The organism is Aromatoleum toluclasticum ATCC 700605 (assembly GCF_000378245.1).
GTDB classification, from domain to species: domain Bacteria; phylum Pseudomonadota; class Gammaproteobacteria; order Burkholderiales; family Rhodocyclaceae; genus Aromatoleum; species Aromatoleum toluclasticum.
In genome coordinates this window covers 365,473-391,327 of the sequence record NZ_KB899493.1, presented here as the reverse complement: position 1 = coordinate 391,327, position 25,855 = coordinate 365,473, and the positions used below count along the sequence as shown (strand labels likewise).

The window sequence follows — 25,855 nt, the reverse complement described above, 5'->3', positions numbered from 1 at the left end:
TACCGTCCCGCCTCCCTGAATGAGTTTCCGCATCGCAATCAACGGCTACGGCCGTATCGGCCGCTGCTTCCTGCGCGCCCTCCACGAATCGCCGCTGCGCAAGTCGCTGTCCGTCGTCGCCATCAACGAGCCGGCGGACATCGAGAGCATGGCCTATCTCACGCGCTTCGATTCGACCCACGGCTGTTTCCCCGGCACCGTCGGCATACGTGACGGCCGCCTGCACATCGACGACCAGGACATCGCGGTCACCCACGCGACCACGCCCGACGGCGTCGACTGGCGGGCCTGCGATGCCGACCTCCTTGTCGAGGCGTCGGGACGCTACCGCTACCGGCACGAACTCGAAGCCTTCCTCGGTGCCGGCTGCCCGCGCCTGCTGCTCTCGCACCCCGGCCACAGCGCCGCGGACGTCGACCGCACCGTCGTGTTCGGCATGAACCACGAGGCGCTCGACGGCAGCGAACGCATCGTCTCGGCCGCCTCCTGCACCACCAACGCCGTCGTGCCCATCCTCGCGATCCTCGAACAGACCTTCGGCATCGAGCACGCGCTGACGACGACGCTGCACTCGGTGATGAACGACCAGCCGGTGATCGACGGCTACCACGCCACCGACCTGCGCATGACCCGTTCGGCGATGCAGTCGATGATCCCGGTCCAGACTGGCCTCGCGAAAGGCATCTCCCGCCTGCTGCCGGTGCTCGAAGGGCGCATCGTGGCCAAGGCGATCCGCGTTCCGGTGCCGAACGTCTCGGCCATCGACCTGACGGTGACGCTCCGGCGCAACGCCACGGTCGAGACGATCAACCGCCTCATGCGGCGCGTTGCCGAGGAGGACCGCCACGGCGTGCTCGCGTACTCCGACGGCCCGCACGCGTCGGTGGACTTCAACCACAACGGCTACTCCGCGATTGTCGACGGCAGCCAGACGCACGCGTGCGGCGAGCGTCTTGTGAGCCTGATGCTGTGGTTCGACAACGAATGGGCCTTCTCGCGACGCATGCTGGACGTCGCGGCGTTCTGGGCGAAGCGGCTGGGGCGTTGAGCGTCGTGCGGACGCCGACGCTGCGCGACGGGGCGAATGTGTGGTGCATCGACTATTCTGGACGAGTGATGTCGCAAGGCCGCGACTGAAACCATTTGCGAGGCATCTCATGGCGAGCAAATACTTTTGCCTGGTTCTGACGGCGGACGGGCTTGCCGAGTTGGCGCCGGTCGTGAAGGACTACCTGCACGAAGGATCCATCGGCAGGTACCTTTACTGCCGGGAGGCGGACCCAGGGCGCAACTACTTCCACGTCGTCTCGGAACGCGTCAAGGACGACGGCTCGACGATCGAATCGGAGGCCTTCATCCCGCACCGGTTCGTCAAGGTCGTCATCTCCAGCCCGGACCGCAAGCACATCGGTTACCTCTGACTGCGCATGACCAAGCGGATCGTCCTCATCAAGGACGCCCCCACGCCTGTCGGCCCCTATTCGCAGGGCGTCATCATGGACGGGTGGGTCTGGACATCGGGGCAAGTCGGACTGAATCCGGCAACCGGTTCGCTGGTCGGCCCGGACGCAGTGACGCAAGCCAACCAAGCGCTGCACAACATCGAGGCGATCCTGCGCGCAGCGGGATCCAGCTTGAACCAAGTCGTCCGCGTGACCGTCTTCCTGACGGACATGGATGACTTTTCAGCCGTGAATGCGGTGTATGCCAACTACTTTGCGACCGATTTCCCGGCGCGCTCATGTGTGGAAGTCTCGCGCCTGCCGCTCGGTGCGCAGGTGCAGATTGACGCTGTGGCCAGAGTGAACCGCCTCGCGTCGCGCTAGTCGCACAAGTGCAGCAAGAAGCACTGAAACGGCAGGTGTCGGCGCGTGGGCGATGTGATGGATGGGTTGTCGCAGGCCGGGCCGACACCCCTCCGGGCCCGTGATCCAGGTTCCGGGTTCAAGGCAATAATCGTCGTTCCTGCATGGACAGGAATTGCCGTTTCGCCTTCTGGCGCGCAAGATCAACGTTGATTTGCGTCTGCTGCCTGCCGAAGGCATCACGTTCGGCGATGCTGCCCTGCGCAGCTTCGATCGAGCGCCGGCAGCGCCACCGATAACCGTGCCGGGTGAGATGGCGGGACATCTGCTCGCGCGGGTGGTGAAGGCGGCAGCAGTGGCAAAACAGCATGTCCGGCATCGAATTCAGGCTCCCCATGCGTTCGAATTGGTATCTGCGATCATTGCGAGGCCCCGGTGCCGATGGCGTTCGACTGCCACGGATAGAGCCAGTCGTCCACGAACACCTCGTCGATGATTCGTTGCAGATCGAAGAATCTCCACCTCATTGGCGCTCCCGGGTGTCTGCGATGACTGACTCTGCCCACCCTATCAAGGGAACATGGCAATCTCGTTTCAGCACGACGACGCGCGTGCGGTCAGCGCGGGAAGACACGGCCATCCGCTCCCGGCACTCCGGCCCGCCCACGCCTCCATGCGAACTCTTCTGACGATGCGAACGTGGCGAATACTGCGATTTCCGAACTGAGCGAACTGGAAAGCGTCATCGAGGCGGGGCGAGGTCATCTCGAGACGCGCGTCGTGTCCGAAATCGACGGAGGTTCCGGCATCCGCTTTCCGCTCTACGCGATTGCCTTGGGCAATCCGGATCGCGAGGTGCCCGCGATCGGCTTCTTCGGCGGCGTTCACGGCCTGGAAAGGATAGGTGCCGACGTCGTGATCGCCTACCTGCGGCATATCGTGATGCGCCTGCGGTGGGATTCCACCCTGCATCGGCAGCTCGAATCCGTTCGCCTGGTCTTCATGCCGCTGGTGAACCCCGGCGGCATGTGGCGCGGCACGCGCGCCAATCCAAACGGCGTCGACCTCATGCGCAACGCGCCGCTCGACGCTCACGAGCGAGTGTCGCCGTTGATCGGCGGGCAGCGGATCAGCTCCCGCCTGCCCTGGTACCGTGGTCGTCGGCACAACGCCATGGAAACCGAGAGTCGCGCGCTGTGCGAAATCGTCCGCGAGGAACTTCTCACCCGGGACTTCAGCATCGCCCTCGACTGCCATTCGGGATTCGGGCTGATCGATCGCATCTGGTTTCCCTATGCCCACACGCGCACACCGCTGCGCCACCTCGCCGAGATCCATGCCCTGAAAGAGATCTTTCGCCAGACGCATACGCATCATCCCTACGTCATCGAGCCGCAAAGCCGCCAATACCTGACCCATGGCGACCTGTGGGATTTCCTGCACCTGCAGGCGTGCGAGAAGGCGGGGCGCATCTTCCTGCCGCTGACGCTGGAGATGGGCGCCTGGCTGTGGATCAAGAAGAATCCGCGTCAGCTGTTCTCCCGGCACGGAATCTTCAATCCCCAGGTCGCACACAGGCAGCAGCGCGTACTCCGTCACCACCTGTCGCTGCTCGATTTCCTGTCGCGTGCCGCGTGCAGCTACCGGCTATGGCTGCCGCAGGGCGAGGCGCACGCGAAACATCACGAGCTCGCGCTCGCTCACTGGTACCGTTGAGCCGATGAAGACCTGGATCTTCCTCCGCGGACTGACGCGGGAAAGGCGTCACTGGGGCGATTTCGTCGACACCTTCCGCCGAACCGTGCCGGATTCGCGCGTCGTGACGATCGATCTTCCCGGGAATGGATCGCTGCACCAGCTGAACAGCCCGACCGATGTGCGGGAGATCGCCGCCTATTGCCAGAAGACCTTGTCACGTCTCGGCATCGCGCCGCCGTACAACCTGCTGGCGATGTCGCTCGGTGCAATGGTGGCGGTGGCGTGGGCGCACGCGCATCCTGGCGAGGTCGCCCGCTGCGTGCTGATCAACACCAGCCTGCGCCCGTTCAGTCCGTTCTATCGGCGTTTGCGCCCCCGCTGCTACCCTGCACTGCTGAAGCTGGCGCTGTTCGGCGGCGACGGACGCGCATGGGAGGAAAACATCCTCTTCCTCACCAGCCGGCTACGCGTGGGCGCGGCAGAGGTGCTGAACGCGTGGATCGCCTTCCGCGAGGAATATCCCGTCACGAGGAAGAACGCATGGCGCCAGCTGTGCGCGGCGGCGCGATACCGTGCGCCGAACGAAAGTCCTGCCGCGGCGCTGCTGATCCTCGCCAGCCGGAACGACGGGCTCGTTGATGTGGAGTGTTCCCTGGCCCTGGCACGCGCATGGAACTGCGCGATCAGCATTCATCCCCTGGCCGGTCACGACATCCCGCTGGACGACGGTCAGTGGGTTGCCGAGCAGGTGCAGCAATGGATTTCCGGCACAGGCACCTGTGCGCGATACAAAGTCGGATCAGGCGTATGAAGAGATCCGGGAAGATCTGCAAGGGGTCGGGGTTACAGCCGTAGCCGCGAACGATGAGAACTCGATACTGGGCTACGCGGCGGAAGATTGCCTGTTCCCTTGACCGCGCCGGCTCACTGGCGATCTTCCGCTGCCGCTGACTTGGATGCTGCTCGATTCTCCATGATTCCGCGATGACCAGAAAGCAAAAAGCCCAGCCGGTGAGGGCTGGGCTTTCGCTTGGAAATCGTGGTGGTGATGGGCAGGATCGAACTGCCGACCTATGGGTTATGAATCCGTGATTCCAGAGGAGCCTATGGGTTAATGGGTCTTAATAAACCTTTACCCTGTAAGACGTTTAGACGATACTCATCTTAACGGGCTAACATGAAATATGATCAAATTTGTTAGCCAGTGTTAGCCCGGTGTTAGCCCGGTAGATGCGAGGTGAGAAAGTGGCGAGTCTGAGGTTCACGAAAACGGCGTTGCTTGGGGTGGTGGCCCCGGCGGCAGGAAAGCGGCTGACGATCTACGACACAGAGGTGCCGAAGCTGGCTCTGCGTATGACTCATGCAGGCGCGCGAACCTTCTATGTGGTGAAGCGCGCCGGCCAGTCGGTCGCGTGGGTGAAGCTGGGCACCTTTCCTGACATGACCGTGGAGCGGGCTCGGGCCGAGGCGCAGAAGGTCTTGGGCGAGTTCGCAAGCGGCGCGAATCCTGCCGAAGCCCGGCGGGCGTTCAAGGCGGAACCGACGTTATCTGAGTTCTTCGCAGAGTATGGCGCCCGCCATGGCGAAAAGAAGCGTGCATGGGCGGCCGATGTGCAACGTTTTCGCGATTATTTGCAAAAGCCGATGGGCGGTCACAAGCTGACGGCAATTACTCGTGACATGATCGCGCGGGTCCTGTCGGGCGCCGAAAAGGGCGGTAAATCGGTGGCGACCGTGCGCAACATTCGGGCGCTGGCATCAGGTGTTTTCGGCAAAGCTATCGAGTGGGGCTATCTCGAAACAAATCCGGCGCAGGGTGTGAAGGTCGCAGGCAAGAAAGTAAGCCGTGACCGCTTCCTGCAAGCCGACGAGCTGCCGAGGTTTTTCGCTGCGGTGGCGGACGAGCCGAATGACATTATGCGCGATTTCATCCTGCTTGCGCTGCTGACCGGCGCGCGGCGGGCGAACCTGTGCGCTATGCACTGGCGGGAAATCAACTTGAACGCGAGCGTTTGGCGCATTCCCCGGACTAAGAACGACGAACCGCAAAGTGTCACTCTGTGCCCCGAAGCGGTGGCGATCCTTGAAGCGCGCAAGGAGGTGACAAGCGGCGGTTTTGTGTTCCCTGGCGCGGGAAAGAGCGGCTACATGCAGGAGCCGAAAAAGGCTGTGATGCGAGTTATGGAGCGCGCGGGCATTCCCTACGGGAGAAGCGATGCGAACGGGGTAACGCTACACGACCTGCGACGAACGCTCGGAAGTTGGCAGGCGCGAACGGGCGCGTCGCTTGCGATCATCGGGAAGAGCCTAAATCATAAGAGCCAGCAGGCGACGGCGATCTATGCGCGGCTTGATCTCGACCCTGTCCGTCAATCCGTGAATACTGCGACCACCGCGATGCTTGAGGCGGCGGGGCTCAAGGAGGGGGCTGATGTGGTGCCGATGAAGCGCATGGGCGGGTAGAGCCGGAAACATCGCGAATTCTATTGCGATCGCCACATACGATGACGGGTACCGCTGCGGGAGCAAGAGCGGTTACTACAGTGAAGGAATAATCAGAGCGCGGTGAGAATTAATGCTGAAGCCAAGTTACATGAAACTCAACAGGGCGGTGGAATTTCTAGGGTGCGATCAAGATTCTGCCCTGGTCGCGGCGTTGGAGGGGCAGCTTAAGCTTTACCTGCTGTTGGACCAAACACGTAAAGCAACAAGGGGCAGGTTCGTCGATGAGGGGGGCGAACGGTGGGTTCCAGACTGCGACAGAGTTGAAGTCCATCATTTCCTATATGTGCCGATTCCCCGCAGAAAGATCCCGTATTTTATGGAGAGTGGAGAAATTGATTTGGTTGCACAGGTTCTCTCTGATGCTGACGATGATGGCATGGTCTGGCGGGATGAGTCGACGCCAGACGATTCCGGATGGAAGGTCATTCGGCCAGATCTAGCTGCGATTTTTATGCGAACTGCAGATGTCGAAGCCATCGGAAAACAGGGCAAGGTAAAGCCTCCGGCTAATGACGGTTCAGTTTCTCGCGTTCCGCGGGAGAGCAAGCAACTAGAGACGGTTGCAGCCCTTCTTTCGCTGTGGCCGAAAGGAAAGTTGCCAAGCGGAAAGGAGCTGGAGAAGGGTGCTCAAGCAGTCGGTGTGACCATATCTGACGACTCGATACGGAAGGTCCTCGATGCCGCGAGAGCTATCGCCCCTGGCCTCCCGCCGGCCTAAATAGGCAGATGACGTTGCCTATTTAGGCCGGCTGTTCGTCTAGTTTGCGCAAAGTTCGCATCCTTGCCGCGTCGTAGCGGCCCTTAATGGATGTGAATAATGCCAACTCAAGCGCCTCACCAAATTGTTGCTACCGTAGCTGAGCTGCTCGATGAGAAAGCGGCGGCCAAGTTCATCGATGTCTCGCCCGGCACTCTTGCCGTATGGCGCAGCACCGGCCGCTACAATCTCCCCTTCGTGAAGATCGGGCGCAACGTGCGGTACCGTCGTTCGGATCTCATCAAATGGATGGATGGCCGCCTTTGCGACACCGGCGCGACGGCGTGAGGGCGAGAGGATGAGCGTTGATCTTCTTCTTTCTCGCCTCGACAAAGTCAGGCGGCTTGGTCAACGACGCTGGCAGGCTTGCTGTCCTGCCCATGACGACCGCGGCCCCTCCCTCGCAATCAGACTAGGTGACGATGAGCGGGTGCTTGTTCATTGCTTCGCGGGCTGCGGTGTCAATGAAGTGATGGGGGCCGTGGGGCTCAACGTTTCCGACCTGTTCTTGGAACGGCTTGGCGGCAATGAACCGCTGCGCGCGCATCGCCGACCGTTTCCGGCAGCCGATGTCTTGCGCTGCATTGCTTTTGAGGCGCTCGTGGTGATGTTAGCGGGCGCCGCGCTATTGGAGGGGCGGCCGTTCGCACCGGCCGATCGTGATCGCCTTTCCTTGGCGGTCGGTCGAATTCAAGTCGCGCTCGATGTAGGGGGCCTCAATGGGGCATAGCATCGATCGTGGCGCGAGCTTTCTCGATAACCTGGTAGAAGATCGAAGGGGGCGGGGGCAGATCGTCCCGTCAGTGGTCATTCCGTTGGCCAGGCCGATAGTGCCGCCCGTGTCGGCAGCGGTGCAAGTATCGCCGGAGCCTTTGCGCGCGCAGCTGCCAAGCCCCGCGAGTTATCCCGTTGCAGCATTGGGTCCCGTATTGGGTGATGCGGCAAGGGTGTTGCACGAGACGATCATGGCGCCACTCACCATGTGCTGCCAGTCGGTGCTCGCGGCGGCATCGCTTGCTGCTCAGGCTCATTTTGATATCCGGCTTCCGTGGGGGCAGATCAAGCCGCTGGCGCTGTTTCTCCTGACTGTTGGCGATTCCGGTGAGCGCAAGAGCGCGCTGGATGAGGCCGTCCTCGGCGCAGCCAGGGCGCAGGAGCGTGCCGACATGGAAAGCTACGCGTCGGACCTCGAACGCTACAGCCTGGAACTCGTTGCCTGGGAAGAGGCGGCCGATGCGGCGAAGAGGAATGCGACCAAGACCAAGAGTGGCGCCAGCAAGGATGATGTCTTTCTCGCGATCCAGCAGTGTGGGGAGAAGCCTGCTGCGCCGGTGATGCCCATGCGCTTCGTAAGCGATCCGACGGTGGAGGGGTTGTACAAGCTGCTTGCTGCCGGTCAGCCCAGTGTGGCCCTGTTCAGTGACGAAGGCGGACTTCTGATCGGCGGCAATGCACTGAACTCCGATAACGCACTGAAGACCATGGCACGCTGGTGCAAGCTGTGGGATGGCTCGCCGTTCGATCGTGTTCGCGCCAGTGATGGTTCGGGCGTGCTCTATGGTCGCCGGATGGCAATGCACCAGCTCGCCCAGCCCGAGGTCATGGTCAAGTTGCTGTCTGACCGACTGGCGAACGGGCAGGGTCTATTGGCACGTTGTCTCGTTGCCTGGCCGGCAAGCACGATTGGTCATCGTCACGTTAGCCATTTCGAGCGGGTCGGAGATCGGCCTGAAATCCGCAGGCTGTGCGCAGTTCTTAAGTCTTTGATGGAGGCGGCGCCTCGCACTGGAGAGTCTCCGCAGGAACTCGACCCCGTTGTATTGCCCCTGTCGTCCGAGGCCGAAGCACTGGCCGTCGTGGCCGGAAACCAGTTCGAGACGTTGATGGCCGCGGGGGCCGACCTAGCCGAACTTCGCGACCGCACCGCCAAGGCGCTTGAGAACGCATGTCGAATCGCTGGGGTGCTTGCAGTGATTGAGCGAGGGCTTGCGGCGCGCGAGGTCGATCGCAGCTATCTCGAACGCGGATTGACGATCGTTCAGTGGTATCTCGGGGAAGCCTTGCGCATCCGCGGTGCCGCGGCCATTCCACAGTCAGTTCTTGATGCGGAGGCCCTGTCGGGGTGGCTGCAGGAGCGTGGCCTGGGGATCTTTCGGTCCAAACAAATCCTCAATGGCGGGCCAAGCCAGTTGCGCGATAAGAAGCGCCTGATGGCATGCATCAATGAACTGGTGGTCAATGGTTATCTGGTTGAAAACGAGCGGAATACCGAAGTCGATGGTGTGAAAGCCCGGCTGTCATGGAGTGTGCTGCACTATGTGGTTTGACCCTTCAAAGATCCCCCATCACCAACCAGGCCCTGCTGCGACTTCTGCGATTCTTGCGACTAATGGACTGATTTACGCCCAAAAGGACCAAAAAGTCGCGGAAGTCGCGGAAGTCGCAGACCTGCAGAATGTTGCGCACATTGAAGATCAGCCCTGCAGCCCTGACCAGCGAAGCTCGGCCCGAGCGATGGCCGACATCGAAGCGGACAAACTGAACGCGCTAATACATGCCATTTTCGCCACCAATACCGCGGCTGAACGATCAGCGGCGCTACTGGCGGCATTTGCTGCCCTGGACTCTGCACTGACCTGCTGCCGACAGATCCTCGCGGAACGCTGGGGGGAGCGGCGCTGCAGTGTTTGGTGCTGCAACCTATGTGGTCGTGTGTGTGTACTTGTCGCTCCCGATGGTCGGGTAAGGGCACGTCGGGGGCATGAACCTAAACGTTATCGTCCGCGCCGCTGCGAAGGTTGTCTACTACTCCCGGTCGATGCAGGCACACGGGCTGGCAGCGAACGCTGGCCCTCCCTTATCGAACAAAGGACAAGCTGATGATGAGCGAGAAAACGAGCGGCGAGGCTCCAAAGTCGAGAGCGATCGTCGCCGAGCTACCGGCAAACAAATCGATGGAGGCCGTGATAGCCGAACTAGCGGCGTCGCCGATTCCAACTTCGGCAGCGGTCACGGTCGATTTTGCCAGCGGCGCTTTTGGCGAAGTGTCGCTCATGGAAGCGATCGGTGTCTTGACCGACAAGGTTGCCGCCGTGAAGCGTGGTGATCTTGGCGGGGTTGAGGCAACACTGACTGCTCAGGCGGTTGCACTGAATTCGATCTTTGGCGAGATGGCGCGTCGATCAGCGGCGAATATGGGGCGGCAGGTCGACGTCTGTGAGCGTTACATGCGGCTCGCGCTCAAGGCCCAGAACCAGTGCCGTGCAACGCTGGAGACTTTGGCTGAGATCAAGAATCCGCCGGTCGTAATCGCCCGGCAGGCGAACTTCGCGGCAGGTCCGCAGCAGGTCAATAACGGCATAGCAACGCCCGCGTCCGCGCCCGCGGGAAAAAAGAAAAAAGCGCAGAACAAACTATTGGAGAGTGACGATGGCAAACGGCTGGACCCCCGAGCGAAGAGCCAGACAATCCGAGTTAATCCGGCAATGGCGGCCATGGGAGCAGTCGACGGGGCCGCGGACGGATGACGGGAAGGCGCGCGTGTCACGCAATGCCTTCAAGGGGGGCTGGCGAGATCAGTTGCAGGAGCTGGCGCGGGCGCTGAGGGAGCAGCGGCTGCTTCGGCGAGACCTTTGGTGACAGGTCCGTTTTACGTGCGGTGCGCGGCAGTTCGTTGTTCGATATGCCGCCTTGCGCTCACGCGAGACAAAGACGGGTATTGGGCATAATTCAGAGGGTTTTTAGCCCGGCGGACGCGGCGCGCTTACGCTGATGAGGCAGTGTGGTGCGATGACCGCGTTCGGTACGCTAAAAAGCCTGTTGGACTGAGTCGCCGGCACGGGCGGTGGGGCTATTCTCAAGTGCAGCTTGCTCGAGTACGTCACCAAAGGACCGTGACTGTTACGTCTAAGTTCGATGTTGTGGGGTCAGTATCGTTGAGCTGTCGCTGAGCATGGGCGCCTCGTCTCCCGAAGAGTCGGCACTATCTGACGCAACTTCTGCATCGGCGACTCATCTTGCATGGAAAATGCATAGTACGTTTCGCCTGAGTACACATTGATGGACAATGCGAGACTTGCTTGGAAGCCAACAATAGAAGCCGACCTCTGCAATGATGAAACTCGAACAACTCCAGCCCAGTGCTGCTGTGCGCGGGATCGTGCCCGATGCCTTGGTCACTGTCGTCAATGTGCAGTGGTTCGGTTCCGAAGCCCTTGAGCTCACCTACAAAACGGCCGACGGCAAGGTGGCAAACCAGCTTCTTTACCGGGACAGCGAACCCTCGCTCGAAATCGTCGAGCAGGGCCGCCCGTGGAGTTTCGATGGCGATGGCGCCTTGTTCCGGCTCGTGTCCGAGGCGCAGCGCATCCGTCTCGCGCACCTGTTCGATCCCGTGATGGCCGTACATACCTCCGTCGTCGAGCCGCTGCCGCACCAGATCACTGCTGTTTATGAAGCGATGCTGCCGCGCCAGCCACTGCGTTTTCTGCTGGCCGACGATCCCGGCGCAGGGAAGACCATCATGGCTGGTCTGCTCATCAAGGAACTGGTCGCGCGCGGCGACCTGCAACGCTGCCTGATCGTCTGCCCTGGCAGCCTGGCCGAGCAGTGGCAGGACGAGCTCTACCGGCGCTTCCACCTGCCGTTCGAGATCCTCACCAACGACAAGCTGGAAGCGGCACGCACCGGCAACTGGTTCATGGAAACCAAACTGGTCATCGCCCGCCTCGACAAGCTTTCGCGCAACGAAGAGATACAGCAGAAGCTGCAAGCGCCCGATTGCCGCTGGGATCTGGTGGTCTGCGACGAAGCGCACAAGATGTCGGCCACCGTCTTTGGTGGCGAAACCAAATACACCAAGCGTTACCACCTCGGCCAACTGCTGTCGGGTCTCACTCGTCATTTCCTGCTCATGTCGGCTACACCGCACAACGGGAAGGAAGCGGATTTCCAGCTTTTCATGGCTCTACTCGATGGTGACCGCTTCGAGGGCAAGTACCGCGACGGTGTGCATTCCGCCGACGTGTCCGATCTGATGCGGCGCATGGTCAAGGAAAAACTGCGCAAGTTCGACGGCACCCCGCTGTTCCCCGAGCGCATTGCGTACACCGTGCCTTACCACCTCTCCCCCCAGGAGGAGGCACTGTACAAGGCCGTCACTGAATATGTTCGCAACGAGTTCAACCGCGCCGAGGCGCTCGAGAACGACAAGCGAGCTGGCACGGTCGGCTTCGCACTGACCATCCTGCAACGCCGCCTGGCCTCGTCACCCGAAGCGATCTACCAGTCGCTGCGCCGGCGCCGCGAACGGCTCGAATCCCGCCTGCGCGAGCTGGAGCTGTTGCAACGCGCCGGGCAGCTTGCAGCCCCGATGGTCACCACAGTGCCTGTGCTGGACGCGGAAGATGTAAATGATCTCGAAGACGCCCCGGACAATGAGGTAGAGACCGCCGAGGAAGAAATTCTCGACCAAGCCACGGCCGCACGCTCCATTGCGGAGCTGCGCATCGAGATCGAAACCCTCAAGACGCTGGAAGCCCACGCTCTGGCAGTACGCCGCAGTGGCGCCGATACCAAATGGACCGAACTCGCCAGCCTGCTCGGCGAGATTTTCACCACAGCGGGCCTGGGCCATCGCGTGGAAGAACCCGCCGCACCCTATGGGTCTGGCCCGATTCCACCACACAAGTCATCACCGCATCAGAAACTTGTCATATTCACCGAGCATCGCGATACGCTGAACTATCTTGAAGACCGCATCACCAAGTTCCTCGGCCGCAAGGAGGCTGTGGTCCTCATTCACGGCGGGGTGGGGCGCGAAGAACGGCTCAAGGTTCAGGAATCCTTCAAGCACGACCCCACGGTGCAGGTCTTGCTGGCCACCGACGCCGCCGGCGAAGGTATCAACCTCCAGCGCGCTCACTTGATGGTCAATTACGACCTGCCCTGGAACCCCAACCGACTGGAGCAGCGTTTCGGTCGAATTCACCGGATTGGCCAGACTGAAGTCTGTTACCTGTGGAATCTGGTGGCCGACGATACCCGCGAAGGCGATGTCTATCGCAAGTTGCTCGAAAAGCTGGAGCAGGCTCGCCAGGCCCTCGGCGGGCAGGTTTTCGACGTGCTGGGCAAGCTCGCTTTCGAATCTGATGGCAAGGTCATGAGCCTGCGCGATCTGCTCATCGATGCCATCCGCTATGGTGAATTGCCGGAAACCAAAGCCTATCTCACCACTGTCCTCGATACCGCGCTCGACTCGGAACACCTGCAATCCTTGCTCGACGAGCGGCAACTGGTCCATGACAGCATGGACGCCACCTGCGTGCAGCGCATCCGCGAGGATATGGAGCGCGCCGACGCCCGGCGCCTGCAGCCGCATTACATCGAGTCCTTCTTCCTCGAAGCCTTCAAGCGGCTGAATGGCAGCGCCAAACAACGTGAGGCGCGCCGTTTCGAGATCACCCATGTGCCGGCATTGGTGCGAAATCGTGATCGTCTCATCGGCATCGGTGAGCCCGTGCTGCCGCGCTACGAGCGTATCGCCTTCGAGAAAAAACTCGTCTCACCGCAAGGTCAGCCACTGGCCGCCTTTGTCTGCCCCGGCCATCCATTGCTCGATGCCGTCATCGACCTCACGCTGGAACGCAACCGCGATCTGCTCAAGCGCGGCACAGTGCTTGTCGATGATCGTGATTTCGGTACGCAGCCGCGCGTGCTGTTCTACCTCGAACACGCCATCCAGGACGCCAGCACCCCTCGCGACGGGAACCGCCGTGTCGTCTCCAGGCGTATGTTGTACGTCGAGATGGATGAAGCCGGGAGTGCTCGCCACGTCCATTACGCCCCCTATCTCGACTTCCGTCCGCTGGCGGAGGGCGAGCCGGGTATCGATGCGCTGCTCGCCCGACCCGAATGCCAGTGGATCACCCGCGACATTGAAAAAACCGCCCAAGGCTACGCCATCGCCAAGGTGGTGCCGGAGCACCTGGCCGAAGTGAAGTCCCGCAAGCTGGAGCTCATCGCCAAGACCGAAGCGGCAGTCAAGGATCGCCTCACCAAGGAGATTAACTACTGGGACCATCGCGCCGAAGAGCTCAAACTGCAAGAGCAGGCCGGCAAACCCAACGCCAAACTGAACTCTGGCGAAGCCCGTAAACGTGCCGACCTCTTGCAGGCCCGTCTGCAAAAACGCCTCGACGACCTGCGTCTGGAAGCGCAGATATCGCCGCTGCCACCTGTGGTACTCGGCGGCTTGCTGGTCGTGCCGGCCGGTCTCCTGCAGAAAATGGGGTGCATTGTCGCCGACTCTCCAGTGCCGATATTTTCGGCCGGCGACACCCAGGCCAGCGCGGCGCGTGCGCGTTCCATCATCATGGACATCGAACGCGGGCTGGGCTTTGACCCGACGGATCGCGAATTCGAAAAGCTCGGCTACGACATCGAAAGCCGCATTCCCGGCACCGGCCGCTTGCGCTTCGTCGAAGTGAAAGGACGTGTGTCGGGGGCGCAATCCATTACCGTCACCCGCAACGAGATTCTCTATTCGCTCAACAAGCCCGAGGACTTCATCCTCGCCATCGTCGAATTCCTCGACGACCAGAACCATAAGGTGCATTACCTGCGCCAGCCCTTCGGCCGCGAGCCGGATTTCGGCGTTACCAGCGTCAATTACGACTTTGCCGAGCTGATTGCCCGAGCCGAAGCGCCGCGATGACCCGATGTGCCTTGAATCCCCTGCGGCGTCGAAGTAAAGTAAGAATGTAATGCCATCCTTACCGGAGAGCGCCATGCTCGCTGTTGCCAAGATTACCGCCAAAGGGCAAACCACCATCCCGCAGGAGGTGCGCGCCGCGCTGCACGTTGCACCAGGCGACCTCATCGCCTGGGAAGTCGGCGCGGACGGCACGGCGACGGTCAGGCGCGTCCAGCCGCTCGATCTGGAGTATCTGCGCGCGGTCGAAGGCACTCTGTCGGAATGGGCCAGCAGTGCCGACGAGGAAGCCTACCGTGAGCTTTGACCGCTTCACCGTGGTGCGCGTGCCCTTTCCATTCACCGACCGCAACGCGACCAAGAACCGCCCTGCGCTGGTGCTCTCCGCCGGCGCCAGCTTCAATAGTCCGGCCGGTCATTCCGTGATGGCGATGATCACCTCGGCGGAAAATGCGCCGTGGCCGCTTGATTGCCCCGTTGTCGATCTAACCGCGGCGGGCTTGCCGGCGCCATCCGTGGTGCGCTTCAAGCTGTTTACGCTCGATCATCGCTTGGTGCGCGGCGAGTTGGGAGTGCTTTCTTCGCCAGACCAGGTCGTAGTTGAGCAAGGACTGAAGCAGCTATTCAGGATAGCGCCATGAACAACGAGTCCAAGAAAGTCTGTGTGGGGGAGATTCATAGCAGCCGGTCGGGTTTTGCGAGCCTCGCGAGACTTTCCTCGGCTCTGCAAGGCTATTTTCTCGATACCGTCGAGGTCGATTTTTCCGCCTGCACCTGGTTCGACGCAAACATGAGTGCGCCGCTCGGCGTCGTTCTTGCGCATGCTGTCGATAACCTCAATGAGCTCAAGTTGTGCGGCATTAACCCACGCGTCGAAACCATACTCGCCAAGAACCGGTTTCTTGTCGGATTCGGGTTTCCCGAGAGGAATGACACGCATGGCACGACCATTCCGTACCGGCGGTTTTCCGCCGACGACGACCGGTATTTTGCCGCATATCTGAACCAGCATCTGCGCGGCAAGGGATTGCCGACCATGTCGGTGGCCCTGTCCGAACGTTTCAGGAACAGCGTCCTCGAAATATTTGTCAACGCCGCGATGCACTCCGATAGCAAGCTGGGTATCTTTGCCTGTGGACAGTATTTCCCCCAACAACATCGCCTCGATTTCTGCGTTGCTGACGCTGGCATCGGCATCCGTCGCAAAATTCACACGGAACTCGGGCTGAAAATGAACTCCGATAAGGCCATCGAATGGGCCTTGCAGGAGGGCAATACGACCAAGACGGGGAGCGTGCCCGGCGGACTCGGACTTAAGCTGATCCGGGAATTCATCGCCATGAACAAGGGACGCATCCAGATCGTATCGGATCGCGGCTACTGGGAGCTAAGGCCGGAAGGTGAAACGCTCACACGCATCGACACCGCTTTCCCCGGCACAGTGATCAACATCGAGATCAACACAGCAGACACCGGCAGCTACCGCCTGCACGCCGAATCGGGACATTGAACAGGACTCGCCACCATGGCCGATCACATCACGCTGAAAATATTCGACATCGTCGGCGGCCCAGTATGGGTATCGAGCGATGACGGACAGAAAGTCTTTGACAAGATCGTCGCCGCCTTCAGGGCGGACCGGGCTGTCGATCTGTCTTTCGCCAACCGGGAGAACATGATCACGGCGTTTCTGAATGCCGCGATCGGACAGCTGTACGGCGGGCAGTATGACGAAGTCTTTCTGAAGGAGCACCTCACCTTCCGTGACATCTCCGACGATGATCGCGCCATGCTGGAGCGCGCCATCGCAAACGCCAGGCGCTACTTCGCCAACCGGGCGGCCTACGACCAGGCGTGGCGGGAGGTTACCGATGCAGACGAAGAATAAGGCGCGTGCCGCTGCAAGTTACGGTTTCCAGGCTGACGAACCCATCCTCATTGACGCCAACGTCTGGCTTTACTTGCAGCCGCCCGCAGCGCAGCCTGCACCGTCGTGGGCCGCAACCTATTCCGGCGTGTTTTCCCGTCTGTTGCAGGCGAAAGCCAGGCCAATCGTCGATGCCTTGATTCTCAGCGAATACCTCAATCGCTATATTCGCATCGAATACGATGCGTGCTGGAGAACCCACTACCCAAAGTTCAAGGACTTTCGCCTGTCGGCGGACGCAGCGGGCATTCTTCAGTCCGCAGTCGCCGAGATGAAGCAAATTCTGAAAACCAGCACTGCATGCGACACTCCGCTCATTCGCATCGACCTGCCGACGGTGCTCGTGGCCGTGCAAAGCGGTACGGCCGATTTCAATGACGCACTGATGATCGAGAATTGTCGGCTCAACGGCTGGAAACTGCTCACCCACGATAGCGATATGACCATGGGCGGGATCGATCTGCTGACGGCCAACAAGAGATTGCTGCAAGCCTGCCCATGACCGCCAAAAATCGCCGTATCGCGGTCGTGCAAATGGCGCCTCATGTATTCCTGTGGTGGGGCGTCGATGCTCCGAGTTCGGTCGCAAGCACAAAGGCATGCCGATGAAACTCTCAAGAATCGACATCACACACTTCCGCTGTTTCGAATCGCTTACGGTGACATTGCAGCCCGACATCAACGTCATCGTCGGTGCGAACGGCGCCGGCAAGAGCAGCATCCTGGACGCTTTGGCCATCGCGCTCTTTGAGCTGGTTGCTGCAAACGGCGCGGGCAGTCAGCGTCAGCGCAAGGCACAAAACGCCGCACTGCTGCCATCCGACATTCACATGACATCAGTGGTCAAGGAATCCACGAAATCCTTCGTCCAGATCAAGTTAAGCGCCAGCGATTACTACCCGGTTGACCGATTTACCGGGCAAACCCCGAGCGGGCAGCCCGCAGCACTGGAATGGTCTCAGTACATCACCTTCCAGCCACCAGCACGCTTCGGCTACAACAACAGCACTTCGGAGCGTCTATCCGACCTGCACCATTATGTCCAGGCTCTGTGGCGTGAAATCGGCAAGGCGCCGCAGGCTCTGATTCCCCTGCCGGTTGTCGCCTACTACCGTTCGACTCGGCGCATGGGCGGCACGCCCGAACTGGGCGACATCTTCAAGCTCGATTTTTCGCGGGACAAGGCTTTTGCCGACGCGCTCGATGCTGCCGCAAATTTCACATCGATGTGTCAATGGTTTTATTTGCGTGAAAACTCCGAGCTGCGAGCCAAACCTGGCAGCGATGCAAAAGAAAATCAGGCATACGCGGATATCCGAGCTGTCCGAAAGGCCTTGTCGGTCATGATCGACGGACTGGAACGGATTTATTTTGATGGCACTCCGCCGCGCCTCACGGTGGACATTCGCCTTGCCGGCGACACCATCCAGACATTGGAACTCGCCCAACTGAGCGACGGCTATCGCAATCTGCTGGCCATCGCACTCGATTTCGCCCGTCGTCTGGCGCAGGCCAACCCGAACTGGTCGGACCCACTGGAGGCGCCCGGCATACTGCTCATCGACGAAGTGGAATTACACCTGCATCCCCGTTGGCAGCAGACCGTGATTCCGCGCCTGCGCGCAGCCTTTCCGAACACGCAACTGATTGTCTCGACCCACAGCCCGGCGGTTCTCTCCACCGTTCGCCGTGAGCATCTCCATTTGCTCGGTGGCGATCACCAGTTCGAAGCCTTGCCGGCGGATGTCGGTACCTATGGTGCCGAGAGCTCACGGGTTCTAGCTGAAGTCTTTGGCACCCATGCTCGCCCACCGCAGATCGAAACCGTTGCCAAACTCAATGCCTACCTTGGACTGGTCGAATTACGGCAACACGCTTCGGCCGCCGCCGTGGCCCTGCGCTCGGAACTGGAGTCTGCACTGGGCCGCAGCGACCCCGCCCTGCAACGGGCTGACTTGCGTATTCGTCAGATCGAGGTGTTGTCAAAGAGGGCTTCGGCATGAAGACGATTCAACGGAGCACAGCCCCGGCCTGTCTCGGGCACCAGCCTGTTAATCAAGATTGGGGCAAGTTCATCGGTACACCCTGCCACGTCCAAACCGACGCGAGCCTGCGCCTGGAGCAACAGGGCTTGTGTTGTTATTGCGAAAGTACCATTGCACCGGGCGAGAGCCACATTGAGCACATGGCGTCCCGTGAAAATAGCCCCGCGCGTATCTACGAGTACAGCAATCTGGCCATTTCCTGCAACGGTGGCAAAGGAGAACATTGTGGCCGGTTCAAGGATGACCGGCACCGGAACCCGAATGGGGTGTGGGACGCGCAGGCGTTTTCAGCGCCTCACGATCCGCAAACGTGCTCCATGTTCCGCTACCTGCCGATCGGGGCGATTGAGCCAGCCACGGCAGCCAACGGCAAAGCCGATTATCTGATCGGCTACCTGGGTCTCGACTGCCCGCGGCTCAATGAACGGCGCAGGCAGCATGCCAGCACGCTTACCGATACCCTCGGCGATGCAAGCGACCCGGAAATAGTCGCTTGGCTGCGCCAGGATTACCTCCAACCCGATGCCGACGGTTGCCTGAAGCCCTACTACTCGCTGTCCAAAGCCATTCTCGAACCATGACGCACAAGAAAAAGCTCATCGAAGTCGCCCTGCCGCTCGAAGCCATCAACAAGGCTGCGGCGCGCGAGAAGTCGATTCGCCACGGCCACCCCAGCACGCTGCACCTGTGGTGGGCGCGGCGGCCGCTGGCGGCGGCGCGTGCGGTGATTTTTGCACAGATGGTCGATGACCCCTCGGCGCATCCCGACCTCTTTCCGACCGAAAAGGCGCAGGACGAGGAGCGCGAGCGCCTGTTCAAGATCATCGAAGAGCTTGTGCTGTGGGAGAACACCACCAACGAGGCGGTGCTGCAAAAGGCCCGTGACGCGATTTGGGAAAGCTGGCGGCGGGCCTGCGCCGAAAACGCCGACCACCCTCGCGCGAAGGAATTGTTCAATCGCGAAGTGCTGCCCGCCTTCCACGACCCCTTCGCCGGCGGCGGCGCGCTGCCGCTTGAAGCGCAGCGGCTGGGACTGGAGAGCTACGCCAGCGACCTGAACCCCGTGGCAGTGCTGATTAACAAGGCGATGATCGAGATACCGCCGCGCTTCGCCGGCAAGGCGCCGGTGAATCCGGAGTCGCAGCGTCAGAAGGCGCAGATGGACAAGGGCTGGCAAGGCGCGCAGGGTCTCGCCGAAGACGTGCGTTACTACGGCCAGTGGATGCGCGACGAGGCGGAAAAGCGCATCGGCCACCTCTACCCCAAGGTCGAGGTCACCGCCGAAATGGCCACGGAGCGACCGGACCTCAAGCCCTACGTCGGGCAGCAGCTCACCGTCATCGCCTGGCTGTGGGCGCGCACCGTCAAAAGCCCCAACCCGGCCTTCGCCAACGTCGAAGTGCCGCTCGCCTCGACGTTCATGCTGTCCACCAAGGCGGGCAAGGAAGCTTATGTCGAGCCGGTGATCGAAGGCGGCGGATATCGTTTCACGGTGAAGGTGGGCAAGCCGACGGATGCGGAAGGAGCGAAGTTGGGCACCACCGCTGGCAAACGTGCGGCGTTCAAGTGCCTGATGTCGGGTGTCCCCGTAACCTACGATCACATCCGGGAGGAAGGCAAGGCGAGCCGCCTGGGCTCAAAGCTGATGGCGGTGGTGGCCGAAGGCACCCGCGGTCGCATTTATCTCACGCCGACGCCGGAGCACGAAGCGGCTGCGCAGAAGGCTCAACCGGACTGGAAACCGGACAACGTCTTGCCCGTCAATCCGCGCGATTTCAAGACGCCGAACTACGGACTGACCACCTTCGCCGACCTCTTCACCCCCCGCCAACTCGTCGCGCTGACGACCTTCTCCGATCTGGTGGCCGAGGCGCGCGAGCGGGTCAAGCGCGACGCCCTCAAAGCCGGCCTGCCCGACGACAACCAGCCCCTCGCAACAGTCGGCGCTGGCGCGACGGCGTATGCGGAGGCGGTGGGGGTGTACATGACCTTTGCGCTTAGCCGAACAGCGGACCGCGGCTCGACGATCTGCTCATGGGACAACAGCCCAAAGATGGAGGCGCTTCGAAACACGTTTGGTCGCCAAGCGATCCCAATGGTCTGGGATTTCGCTGAAGGGAATCCGTTTTCTGAATCCAGCGGCAATTGGCTGAACAACGTTGAATGGGGCGCAAAAGCCGTTGCTAACATGCCCGGTTCTGCCCTTGGTGTGGTCCAGCAGTTCGATGCAACGAGCCAAGCCATTAGCGCGGGCAAAGTCATCTCCACCGACCCGCCTTACTACGACAACATCGGCTACGCCGACCTCTCCGACTTCTTCTACGTCTGGTTGCGTCGTTCGCTGCGACCGATTTTCCCCGACTTGTTCGCGACTATGGCCGTGCCCAAGGCCGAGGAACTGGTGGCCACCCCCTACCGCCACGGCAGCAAGGAAAAGGCGGAAACCTTTTTCCTCGACGGCATGACGCAGGCGATGCACCGCCTAGCAGAACAGGCGCACCCGGCCTTTCCGGTCACCATTTACTACGCCTTCAAACAGTCGGAGAGCGACGGCGGCGACGGCACCACCAACACCGGCTGGGATACCTTTCTCGCCGCCGTCATCGAGGCCGGCTTTGCCATCAGCGGCACCTGGCCGATGCGCACCGAACTCGGCAACCGAATGATCGGCTCAGGCACCAACGCGCTCGCCTCCAGCATCGTCCTCGTCTGCCGACCCCGCTCCGCGACCGCGCCAACCGCCACCCGCCGCGACTTCCTCTCCGCCCTCAAGGCCGAACTCCCTGCCGCGCTCGCCCACCTGCAAGCCGGCAACATCGCGCCGGTCGATCTTGCGCAGGCGGCCATCGGCCCTGGCATGGCGGTGTATACCCGCTATGCCAGGGTGCTCGACGCCGAAGGCAAGCCGCTTTCGGTGCGCGCCGCCCTGGCGCTGATCAACCAGACGCTGGACGAGGCGCTGGCCGAGCAGGAAGGCGACTTCGACGCGGACACGCGCTGGGCGCTGGCGTGGTTCGAGCAGATGGCGTTCAACGAGGGCGAATACGGCGTCGCCACCGTGCTCTCGCAGGCCAAGAACACCGGCATGGACGGTCTGGTCGAGGCCGGCATCATCGTGTCCGGCAAGGGCAAGGTGCGCCTGCTGAAACCCGACGAACTGCCCGCCGACTGGGACCCGGGCACCGACAAGCGCCTCACGGTCTGGGAGATGGTGCACCAACTGGTGCGCGTGCTCGAAGCCGGCGGCGAACCGGCCGCCGCCAAGCTGGTCGCCAAACTCGGCAGCCAGGCCGAAACTGCCCGCGAACTCTGCTACCGCCTCTACACCCTGTGCGAACGGAAGAAGCGCGCCAACGAGGCCATGGCCTACAACGGCCTGGTGCAAAGCTGGCCGGAAATCACCCGGCTGGCGCACGAAACCCCGCGTGCCGTTACGCCCGGCATCGACGACCTCTTCGATCAGGAATAAGTACTAATGGCCATCACCAATCACGAACGCGTCGGCAAGGCGCTGGAACTGCTCAAGGCTGGGCTAGGGCCGTTTGTCGAGAGGGAGTTCAAGGCGAAGTATGGGGACGGTTGGGCCTTCGAGGTTAAGGATGTTCTGTCCGACACCCGCCTTGGTGCTGGCAAAACAGAATCACTCAGTGACGTGGCTGCCTTGCTGGTGGTCATGGATCGCAAATGGGGCGAAGTGTTTCGGCAGATTCTCGGCAAGACAGAGCGCAGTCTGGTGAACGAGCTGCTGTCCGTCCGCAATAGCTGGGCACATCAGGCACCCTTTTCCAGCGACGACACCTATCGTGCGCTGGATTCCGCTGGCCGTCTGCTCACTGCCGTATCGGCCACGCAGGCAGACGAGGTAGAGAAGACGAAGATGGAATTGCTTCGCGTGCGATTTGACGAGCAGGCGCGGGGCGAGAAGCGCAAGTCATCGAGCATCGCCATCGAAAGCGGGGTGACGGGCAGTCTTATGCCCTGGCGCGAAGTGGTGATGCCGCATGAAGACGTGGCCAGCGGCCGCTACCAACAGGCCGAGTTTGCCGCCGACCTGTGGCAAGTGCATCTGGGCGAGGGCACCGACGAATACCGCAATCCGGTGGAGTTCTTCCGTCGCACCTATCTCACCGAAAGCCTGAAGGAGATGTTGACCAGTGCCGTGCGCCGGCTGACGGTGGGTGGCGGCGACCCGGTCGTTCAGTTGCAGACCAACTTCGGCGGCGGCAAGACGCACTCGATGCTGGCGCTGTATCACCTATTTTCGGGCATTGCGCCGACCGAGTTGGCCGGCATCGACGCGGTGCTGGCGGCCGCTGGCGCACGCACCGTGCCCAAGGCCAACCGCGTGGTGCTGGTGGGCAACAAGATTTCACCGGGCAATCCGTCCGTCAAGCCCGATGGCACGGTGGTGCATACGCTGTGGGGCGAACTGGCCTGGCAGTTGGGTGGCCGAGCCGGCTATGCCCGCGTGCAGAATGACGACGAGCGCGCCACCAGCCCTGGCGATGTGCTGCGCGAGCTGTTCAACGACTACGGCCCCTGCCTGGTCCTGGTGGATGAGTGGGTCGCCTATGCGCGCCAACTGCACGACCAGAGCGACCTGCCCGCCGGCGGCTTCGAGACGCAATTCACCTTCGCCCAGGTGCTGACCGAATCGGCCAAGCTGGCGAAGAACTGCCTGCTGGTGATCAGCTTGCCGGCCTCGGATACCTCCGGTTCGCCACACACACACGCGGACGACGTGGAAGTGGGCGGCACGCGCGGCCGCGAGGCTCTGGATCGGCTGCGCAATGTGGTGGGCCGTGTGGAATCGTCGTGGCGCCCGGCCAGCGCCGAGGAAGGTTTCGAGATTGTGCGCCGCCGGCTCTTCCAGCCGCTGGCGGATGCCGAGCAGTTCAAGCAGCGCGACGTGGTGGCGCGTGCCTTCGCTGACTTCTACCGCACGCAGCAGGCGGAATTCCCGCCGGAAACGCGCGACGCCGAATACGAGCAGCGCCTGAAGGCGGCCTACCCGATCCACCCGGAAATCTTCGACCGGCTCTATACCGACTGGAGCGCGCTGGTGAAATTCCAGCGTACGCGCGGGGTGTTGCGCCTGATGGCAGCCGTAATCCATAGCCTGTGGGAAAAGGGCGACCGTAATCCGCTAATCCTGCCGGCCAACGTGGCCATCGACGATGCGCGCGTGCAGTCGGAACTGACGCGTTACCTCTCGGATAACTGGGTGCCGGTGATCGAGAAGGATGTCGATGGGCCGAACTCGCTGCCGCTCAAGCTCGACAGCGAACTACCCAACCTCGGCAAGTTTTCCGCGTGCCGGCGCGTGGCCCGCGCCATCTACATGGGCTCGGCGCCGACCACGGCGGCCGCGCACAAGGGTATCGAGGACCGCCGCGTGAAGCTGGGCTGCGTGATGCCGGGCGAATCGCCGGCGGTATTTGGCGATGCCCTGCGCCGCATGGCGAGCGCCGCGACCTACCTCTACGCCGATGGGCCACATTACTGGTATTCGACCCAGCCGACGGTGACCAAGCTGGCCGAGGACCGGGCCGAGCAGTTGAAGCGCGACCCGGACAAGGTGGTCGCCGAACTGGAACGCCGGCTCAAGAGAGACCTGGCCTCGACCGGCGACTTCCAGCGCATCCATCCGATGCCGCCCGGTGGTGCCGATGTGCCGGACGATCTCGATGCGCGTCTGGTGGTTCTGGGAACCGCGCATCCCTATGGCAAGGAAGCAGGGAATGCGGCCGAAGCCGCCGCCAGGGCGATTCTGGAGAATCGCGGCAACTCGCCGCGCCTGTACCGCAACACCCTGGTGTTTCTAGCCGCCGACAAGACGCGGCTGCAGGACCTCGACGAAGCGGCGCGGAAGTATCTGGCCTGGCAGTCGATCATGACGGACGAGGCGCAACTTGGCCTCACCTCGCACCAGAAGAAGCAGGTTGAACAGCAGATGGCAGCCGCCGACAGTGCCGCAACGGCGCGCCTGCCCGAAACCTATCAATGGCTCCTGGTGCCGGTGCAGAACACGCCACAGGCGGCAGTGACATGGGAGGCGCTGCGCCTTTCCGGCTCCGATGCGCTGGCAGTGCGTGCAAGCAAGAAGCTTCGCACCGACGAGCTCTATCTGACCAGCTTTGCGCCAACGCGGTTGAAGATGGAACTCGACAAGATTCCGCTCTGGCGTGGTGAGCGACAAACGCATGTTGCCGTGAAGCAACTGGTCGAAGATTTCGCTCGCTATCTCTACCTGCCGCGTCTGAAGGATTCCGCGGTGCTGCTGAATGCCATCAACGACGGCGTGAACCTACTCACGTGGTCAAAGGACAGTTTTGGATATGCGGACGGTTTCGACGAGGACGCCGGGCGCTACAGGGGACTTCGCGGCGGCACGATGGTCAGCCTTTCCGATTTGCATTCGCCAGGGCTGGTCGTTAAGCCGGAGGTGGCGAGCAAACAGATCGATGCCGAGCGTATCGCTACGGAACCCGCAGTTGCGGGCAACGGCGCTGGTGCCGGTGAGGTCACCGGCGGCGGTACTGATGCGACGACAGGTACGACCGGCGGTGGCGGTGCAACGGGAGCAGCGCCGGCTGCGGCCAAACCCACGCGCTTCCACGGGGCCATTACCCTCGATGCAGCACGCGTCGGGCGTGATGCAGGAAAAATCGCAGAGGAGGTCATTTCCCATCTGGCTGGGCTGATCGGATCCAATGTGACCGTGACCTTGGAGATCGAGGCCCAGATACCGGCAGGCGCGCCGGACAATGTAGTTCGGACAGTGACGGAAAACGCCCGGACGCTGAAGTTCACGCCGGGGAGCGGGTTCGAGAGAGAGTAGATTAGGTGCGGATCATTCAGTTACGAGGCCGTCAGTCAAGGTCACAGCCGCCAGTGGGCCGGAAAAACCGACTTCTGGCGCGACATACTCGCAGCGGTCAATCGCGTCATGCTGAAGAGGGGTATGGAGCGGCAGATCAACAAGGACGAGTTGTGGATCTGGTGGCGGACTCGCTGAAGAGGGTGATCGCTGGAAAGGCCGGACGAATTTCGTAGCCACAGCGGCGTCGCGCATCAGCGCATCATCCAGAATGCCGCTCTCGATCATGTTCGGCGCGTGGTTTCAGCTATCCGTGATGGGCTGCCGTTCGCGTCGAAGTGGATCGATTTGGGCAGGACCCCATCTGGTCCCGTGAATGAGCCGCCCTCACTTAGCAGGCAATTTTCCCGCGCAGTGTTAGCCCGCTGTTAGCCCGCCAAAAAAAGAAAAGGGCCTGCATCGCTGCAAGCCCCTGAATTCGTTGGTGGTGATGGGCAGAATCGAACTGCCGACCTATGGGTTATGAATCCATCGCTCTAACCGTCTGAGCTACATCACCGCTCGAGCCTGCTAATATAGCGGTTTGC

The 25,855-nt window shown here is 61.6% G+C and carries 23 protein-coding genes and 1 tRNA gene; 21 read left to right on the top strand and 3 right to left on the bottom strand.

The genetic code is table 11. The features are described from left to right. Positions 1-19: 19 nt before the first annotated feature. The 3 genes from F464_RS0107385 (at position 20) to F464_RS0107375 (ending at position 1,826) form a co-directional block, all read left to right on the top strand. Complete coding sequence (locus F464_RS0107385) at positions 20-1,048, top strand: type I glyceraldehyde-3-phosphate dehydrogenase (RefSeq protein WP_018989154.1); 1,029 nt, start codon at positions 20-22, stop codon at positions 1,046-1,048. Positions 1,049-1,157: 109 nt separating this feature from the next. After that, entirely contained in the window at positions 1,158-1,421 is a 264-nt protein-coding gene (locus tag F464_RS0107380) for a hypothetical protein (RefSeq protein ID WP_018989153.1), read from the top strand. Positions 1,422-1,427: 6 nt separating this feature from the next. Next, the gene (locus F464_RS0107375) at positions 1,428-1,826 is read left to right on the top strand and encodes a RidA family protein (RefSeq protein WP_018989152.1); all 399 of its coding nucleotides are present in this window, start codon (positions 1,428-1,430) and stop codon (positions 1,824-1,826) included. Between the two features lie 118 nt (positions 1,827-1,944). Here the strand turns inward: F464_RS0107375 and F464_RS0107370 are convergent, their stop codons facing one another. Then, a complete protein-coding gene (locus F464_RS0107370; protein WP_157353584.1) occupies positions 1,945-2,184 on the bottom strand; it encodes a hypothetical protein in 240 nt (79 codons plus the stop codon). A gap of 320 nt (positions 2,185-2,504) precedes the next feature. On the opposite strand from F464_RS0107370, the gene F464_RS0107360 reads away from it, so the two are divergent. From F464_RS0107360 to F464_RS0107275, 18 genes are all read left to right on the top strand, one after another. After that, positions 2,505-3,521, top strand: a complete 1,017-nt coding sequence (locus F464_RS0107360) for a M14 family metallopeptidase (RefSeq protein WP_018989149.1) — start codon at positions 2,505-2,507, stop codon at positions 3,519-3,521. Positions 3,522-3,525: 4 nt separating this feature from the next. Next, positions 3,526-4,314 (top strand): alpha/beta fold hydrolase, encoded by a 789-nt coding sequence (locus F464_RS0107355; protein ID WP_018989148.1) that lies wholly within the window; start codon positions 3,526-3,528, stop codon positions 4,312-4,314. Between the two features lie 434 nt (positions 4,315-4,748). Beyond that, positions 4,749-5,966 carry a tyrosine-type recombinase/integrase gene (locus F464_RS0107350; RefSeq protein ID WP_018989147.1) on the top strand — a complete coding sequence of 406 codons (1,218 nt, stop codon included), beginning with the start codon at positions 4,749-4,751 and terminating at the stop codon, positions 5,964-5,966. Between the two features lie 112 nt (positions 5,967-6,078). Further along, the gene (locus F464_RS0107345; protein WP_018989146.1) at positions 6,079-6,726 is read left to right on the top strand and encodes a hypothetical protein; all 648 of its coding nucleotides are present in this window, start codon (positions 6,079-6,081) and stop codon (positions 6,724-6,726) included. Between the two features lie 99 nt (positions 6,727-6,825). Further along, positions 6,826-7,053, top strand: coding sequence for a helix-turn-helix domain-containing protein (locus F464_RS0107340; RefSeq protein ID WP_018989145.1), 228 nt, complete (start codon positions 6,826-6,828; stop codon positions 7,051-7,053). A 10-nt stretch (positions 7,054-7,063) separates the two neighbouring features. Continuing rightward, on the top strand, positions 7,064-7,495 hold the full coding sequence (locus F464_RS30250) for a hypothetical protein (RefSeq protein WP_084600433.1): 432 nt from the start codon (positions 7,064-7,066) through the stop codon (positions 7,493-7,495). Between the two features lie 235 nt (positions 7,496-7,730). Further along, positions 7,731-9,092, top strand: a complete 1,362-nt coding sequence (locus F464_RS0107330; protein ID WP_018989143.1) for a YfjI family protein — start codon at positions 7,731-7,733, stop codon at positions 9,090-9,092. Positions 9,093-9,644: 552 nt separating this feature from the next. Continuing rightward, positions 9,645-10,292 carry a hypothetical protein gene (locus F464_RS30865; protein ID WP_018989142.1) on the top strand — a complete coding sequence of 216 codons (648 nt, stop codon included), beginning with the start codon at positions 9,645-9,647 and terminating at the stop codon, positions 10,290-10,292. Between the two features lie 584 nt (positions 10,293-10,876). Beyond that, positions 10,877-14,479, top strand: a complete 3,603-nt coding sequence (locus F464_RS0107320; protein WP_018989141.1) for a helicase-related protein — start codon at positions 10,877-10,879, stop codon at positions 14,477-14,479. 73 nt (positions 14,480-14,552) lie between these two features. Next, a complete protein-coding gene (locus F464_RS0107315) occupies positions 14,553-14,783 on the top strand; it encodes an AbrB/MazE/SpoVT family DNA-binding domain-containing protein (RefSeq protein ID WP_018989140.1) in 231 nt (76 codons plus the stop codon). Further along, positions 14,773-15,117 (top strand): type II toxin-antitoxin system PemK/MazF family toxin, encoded by a 345-nt coding sequence (locus F464_RS0107310; RefSeq protein ID WP_018989139.1) that lies wholly within the window; start codon positions 14,773-14,775, stop codon positions 15,115-15,117. Before F464_RS0107315 ends, F464_RS0107310 begins: the two co-directional genes overlap by 11 nt. Beyond that, positions 15,114-15,986 carry an ATP-binding protein gene (locus F464_RS0107305; protein ID WP_018989138.1) on the top strand — a complete coding sequence of 291 codons (873 nt, stop codon included), beginning with the start codon at positions 15,114-15,116 and terminating at the stop codon, positions 15,984-15,986. The genes F464_RS0107310 and F464_RS0107305 overlap by 4 nt, the downstream gene beginning before the upstream one ends. 15 nt (positions 15,987-16,001) lie before the next feature. Continuing rightward, a complete protein-coding gene (locus F464_RS0107300) occupies positions 16,002-16,364 on the top strand; it encodes an STAS-like domain-containing protein (protein ID WP_018989137.1) in 363 nt (120 codons plus the stop codon). Then, positions 16,348-16,905 (top strand): hypothetical protein, encoded by a 558-nt coding sequence (locus F464_RS0107295; protein ID WP_018989136.1) that lies wholly within the window; start codon positions 16,348-16,350, stop codon positions 16,903-16,905. The genes F464_RS0107300 and F464_RS0107295 overlap by 17 nt, the downstream gene beginning before the upstream one ends. Before the next feature lie 97 nt (positions 16,906-17,002). After that, on the top strand, positions 17,003-18,406 hold the full coding sequence (locus F464_RS0107290) for an AAA family ATPase (protein ID WP_018989135.1): 1,404 nt from the start codon (positions 17,003-17,005) through the stop codon (positions 18,404-18,406). Further along, the gene (locus F464_RS30235; protein WP_084600429.1) at positions 18,403-19,029 is read left to right on the top strand and encodes a retron system putative HNH endonuclease; all 627 of its coding nucleotides are present in this window, start codon (positions 18,403-18,405) and stop codon (positions 19,027-19,029) included. Before F464_RS0107290 ends, F464_RS30235 begins: the two co-directional genes overlap by 4 nt. Further along, a complete protein-coding gene (locus tag F464_RS0107280; RefSeq protein WP_018989133.1) occupies positions 19,026-21,917 on the top strand; it encodes a DUF1156 domain-containing protein in 2,892 nt (963 codons plus the stop codon). The genes F464_RS30235 and F464_RS0107280 overlap by 4 nt, the downstream gene beginning before the upstream one ends. Positions 21,918-21,923: 6 nt before the next feature. Then, entirely contained in the window at positions 21,924-25,289 is a 3,366-nt protein-coding gene (locus tag F464_RS0107275) for a Swt1 family HEPN domain-containing protein (protein ID WP_018989132.1), read from the top strand. A gap of 12 nt (positions 25,290-25,301) precedes the next feature. On the opposite strand, the gene F464_RS30860 is transcribed toward F464_RS0107275, so the two are convergent. After that, positions 25,302-25,556 (bottom strand): hypothetical protein, encoded by a 255-nt coding sequence (locus F464_RS30860; protein ID WP_157353583.1) that lies wholly within the window; start codon positions 25,554-25,556, stop codon positions 25,302-25,304. A 194-nt stretch (positions 25,557-25,750) separates the two neighbouring features. Beyond that, a tRNA-Met gene (locus F464_RS0107270) sits at positions 25,751-25,827 on the bottom strand. Positions 25,828-25,855 lie beyond the last annotated feature (28 nt).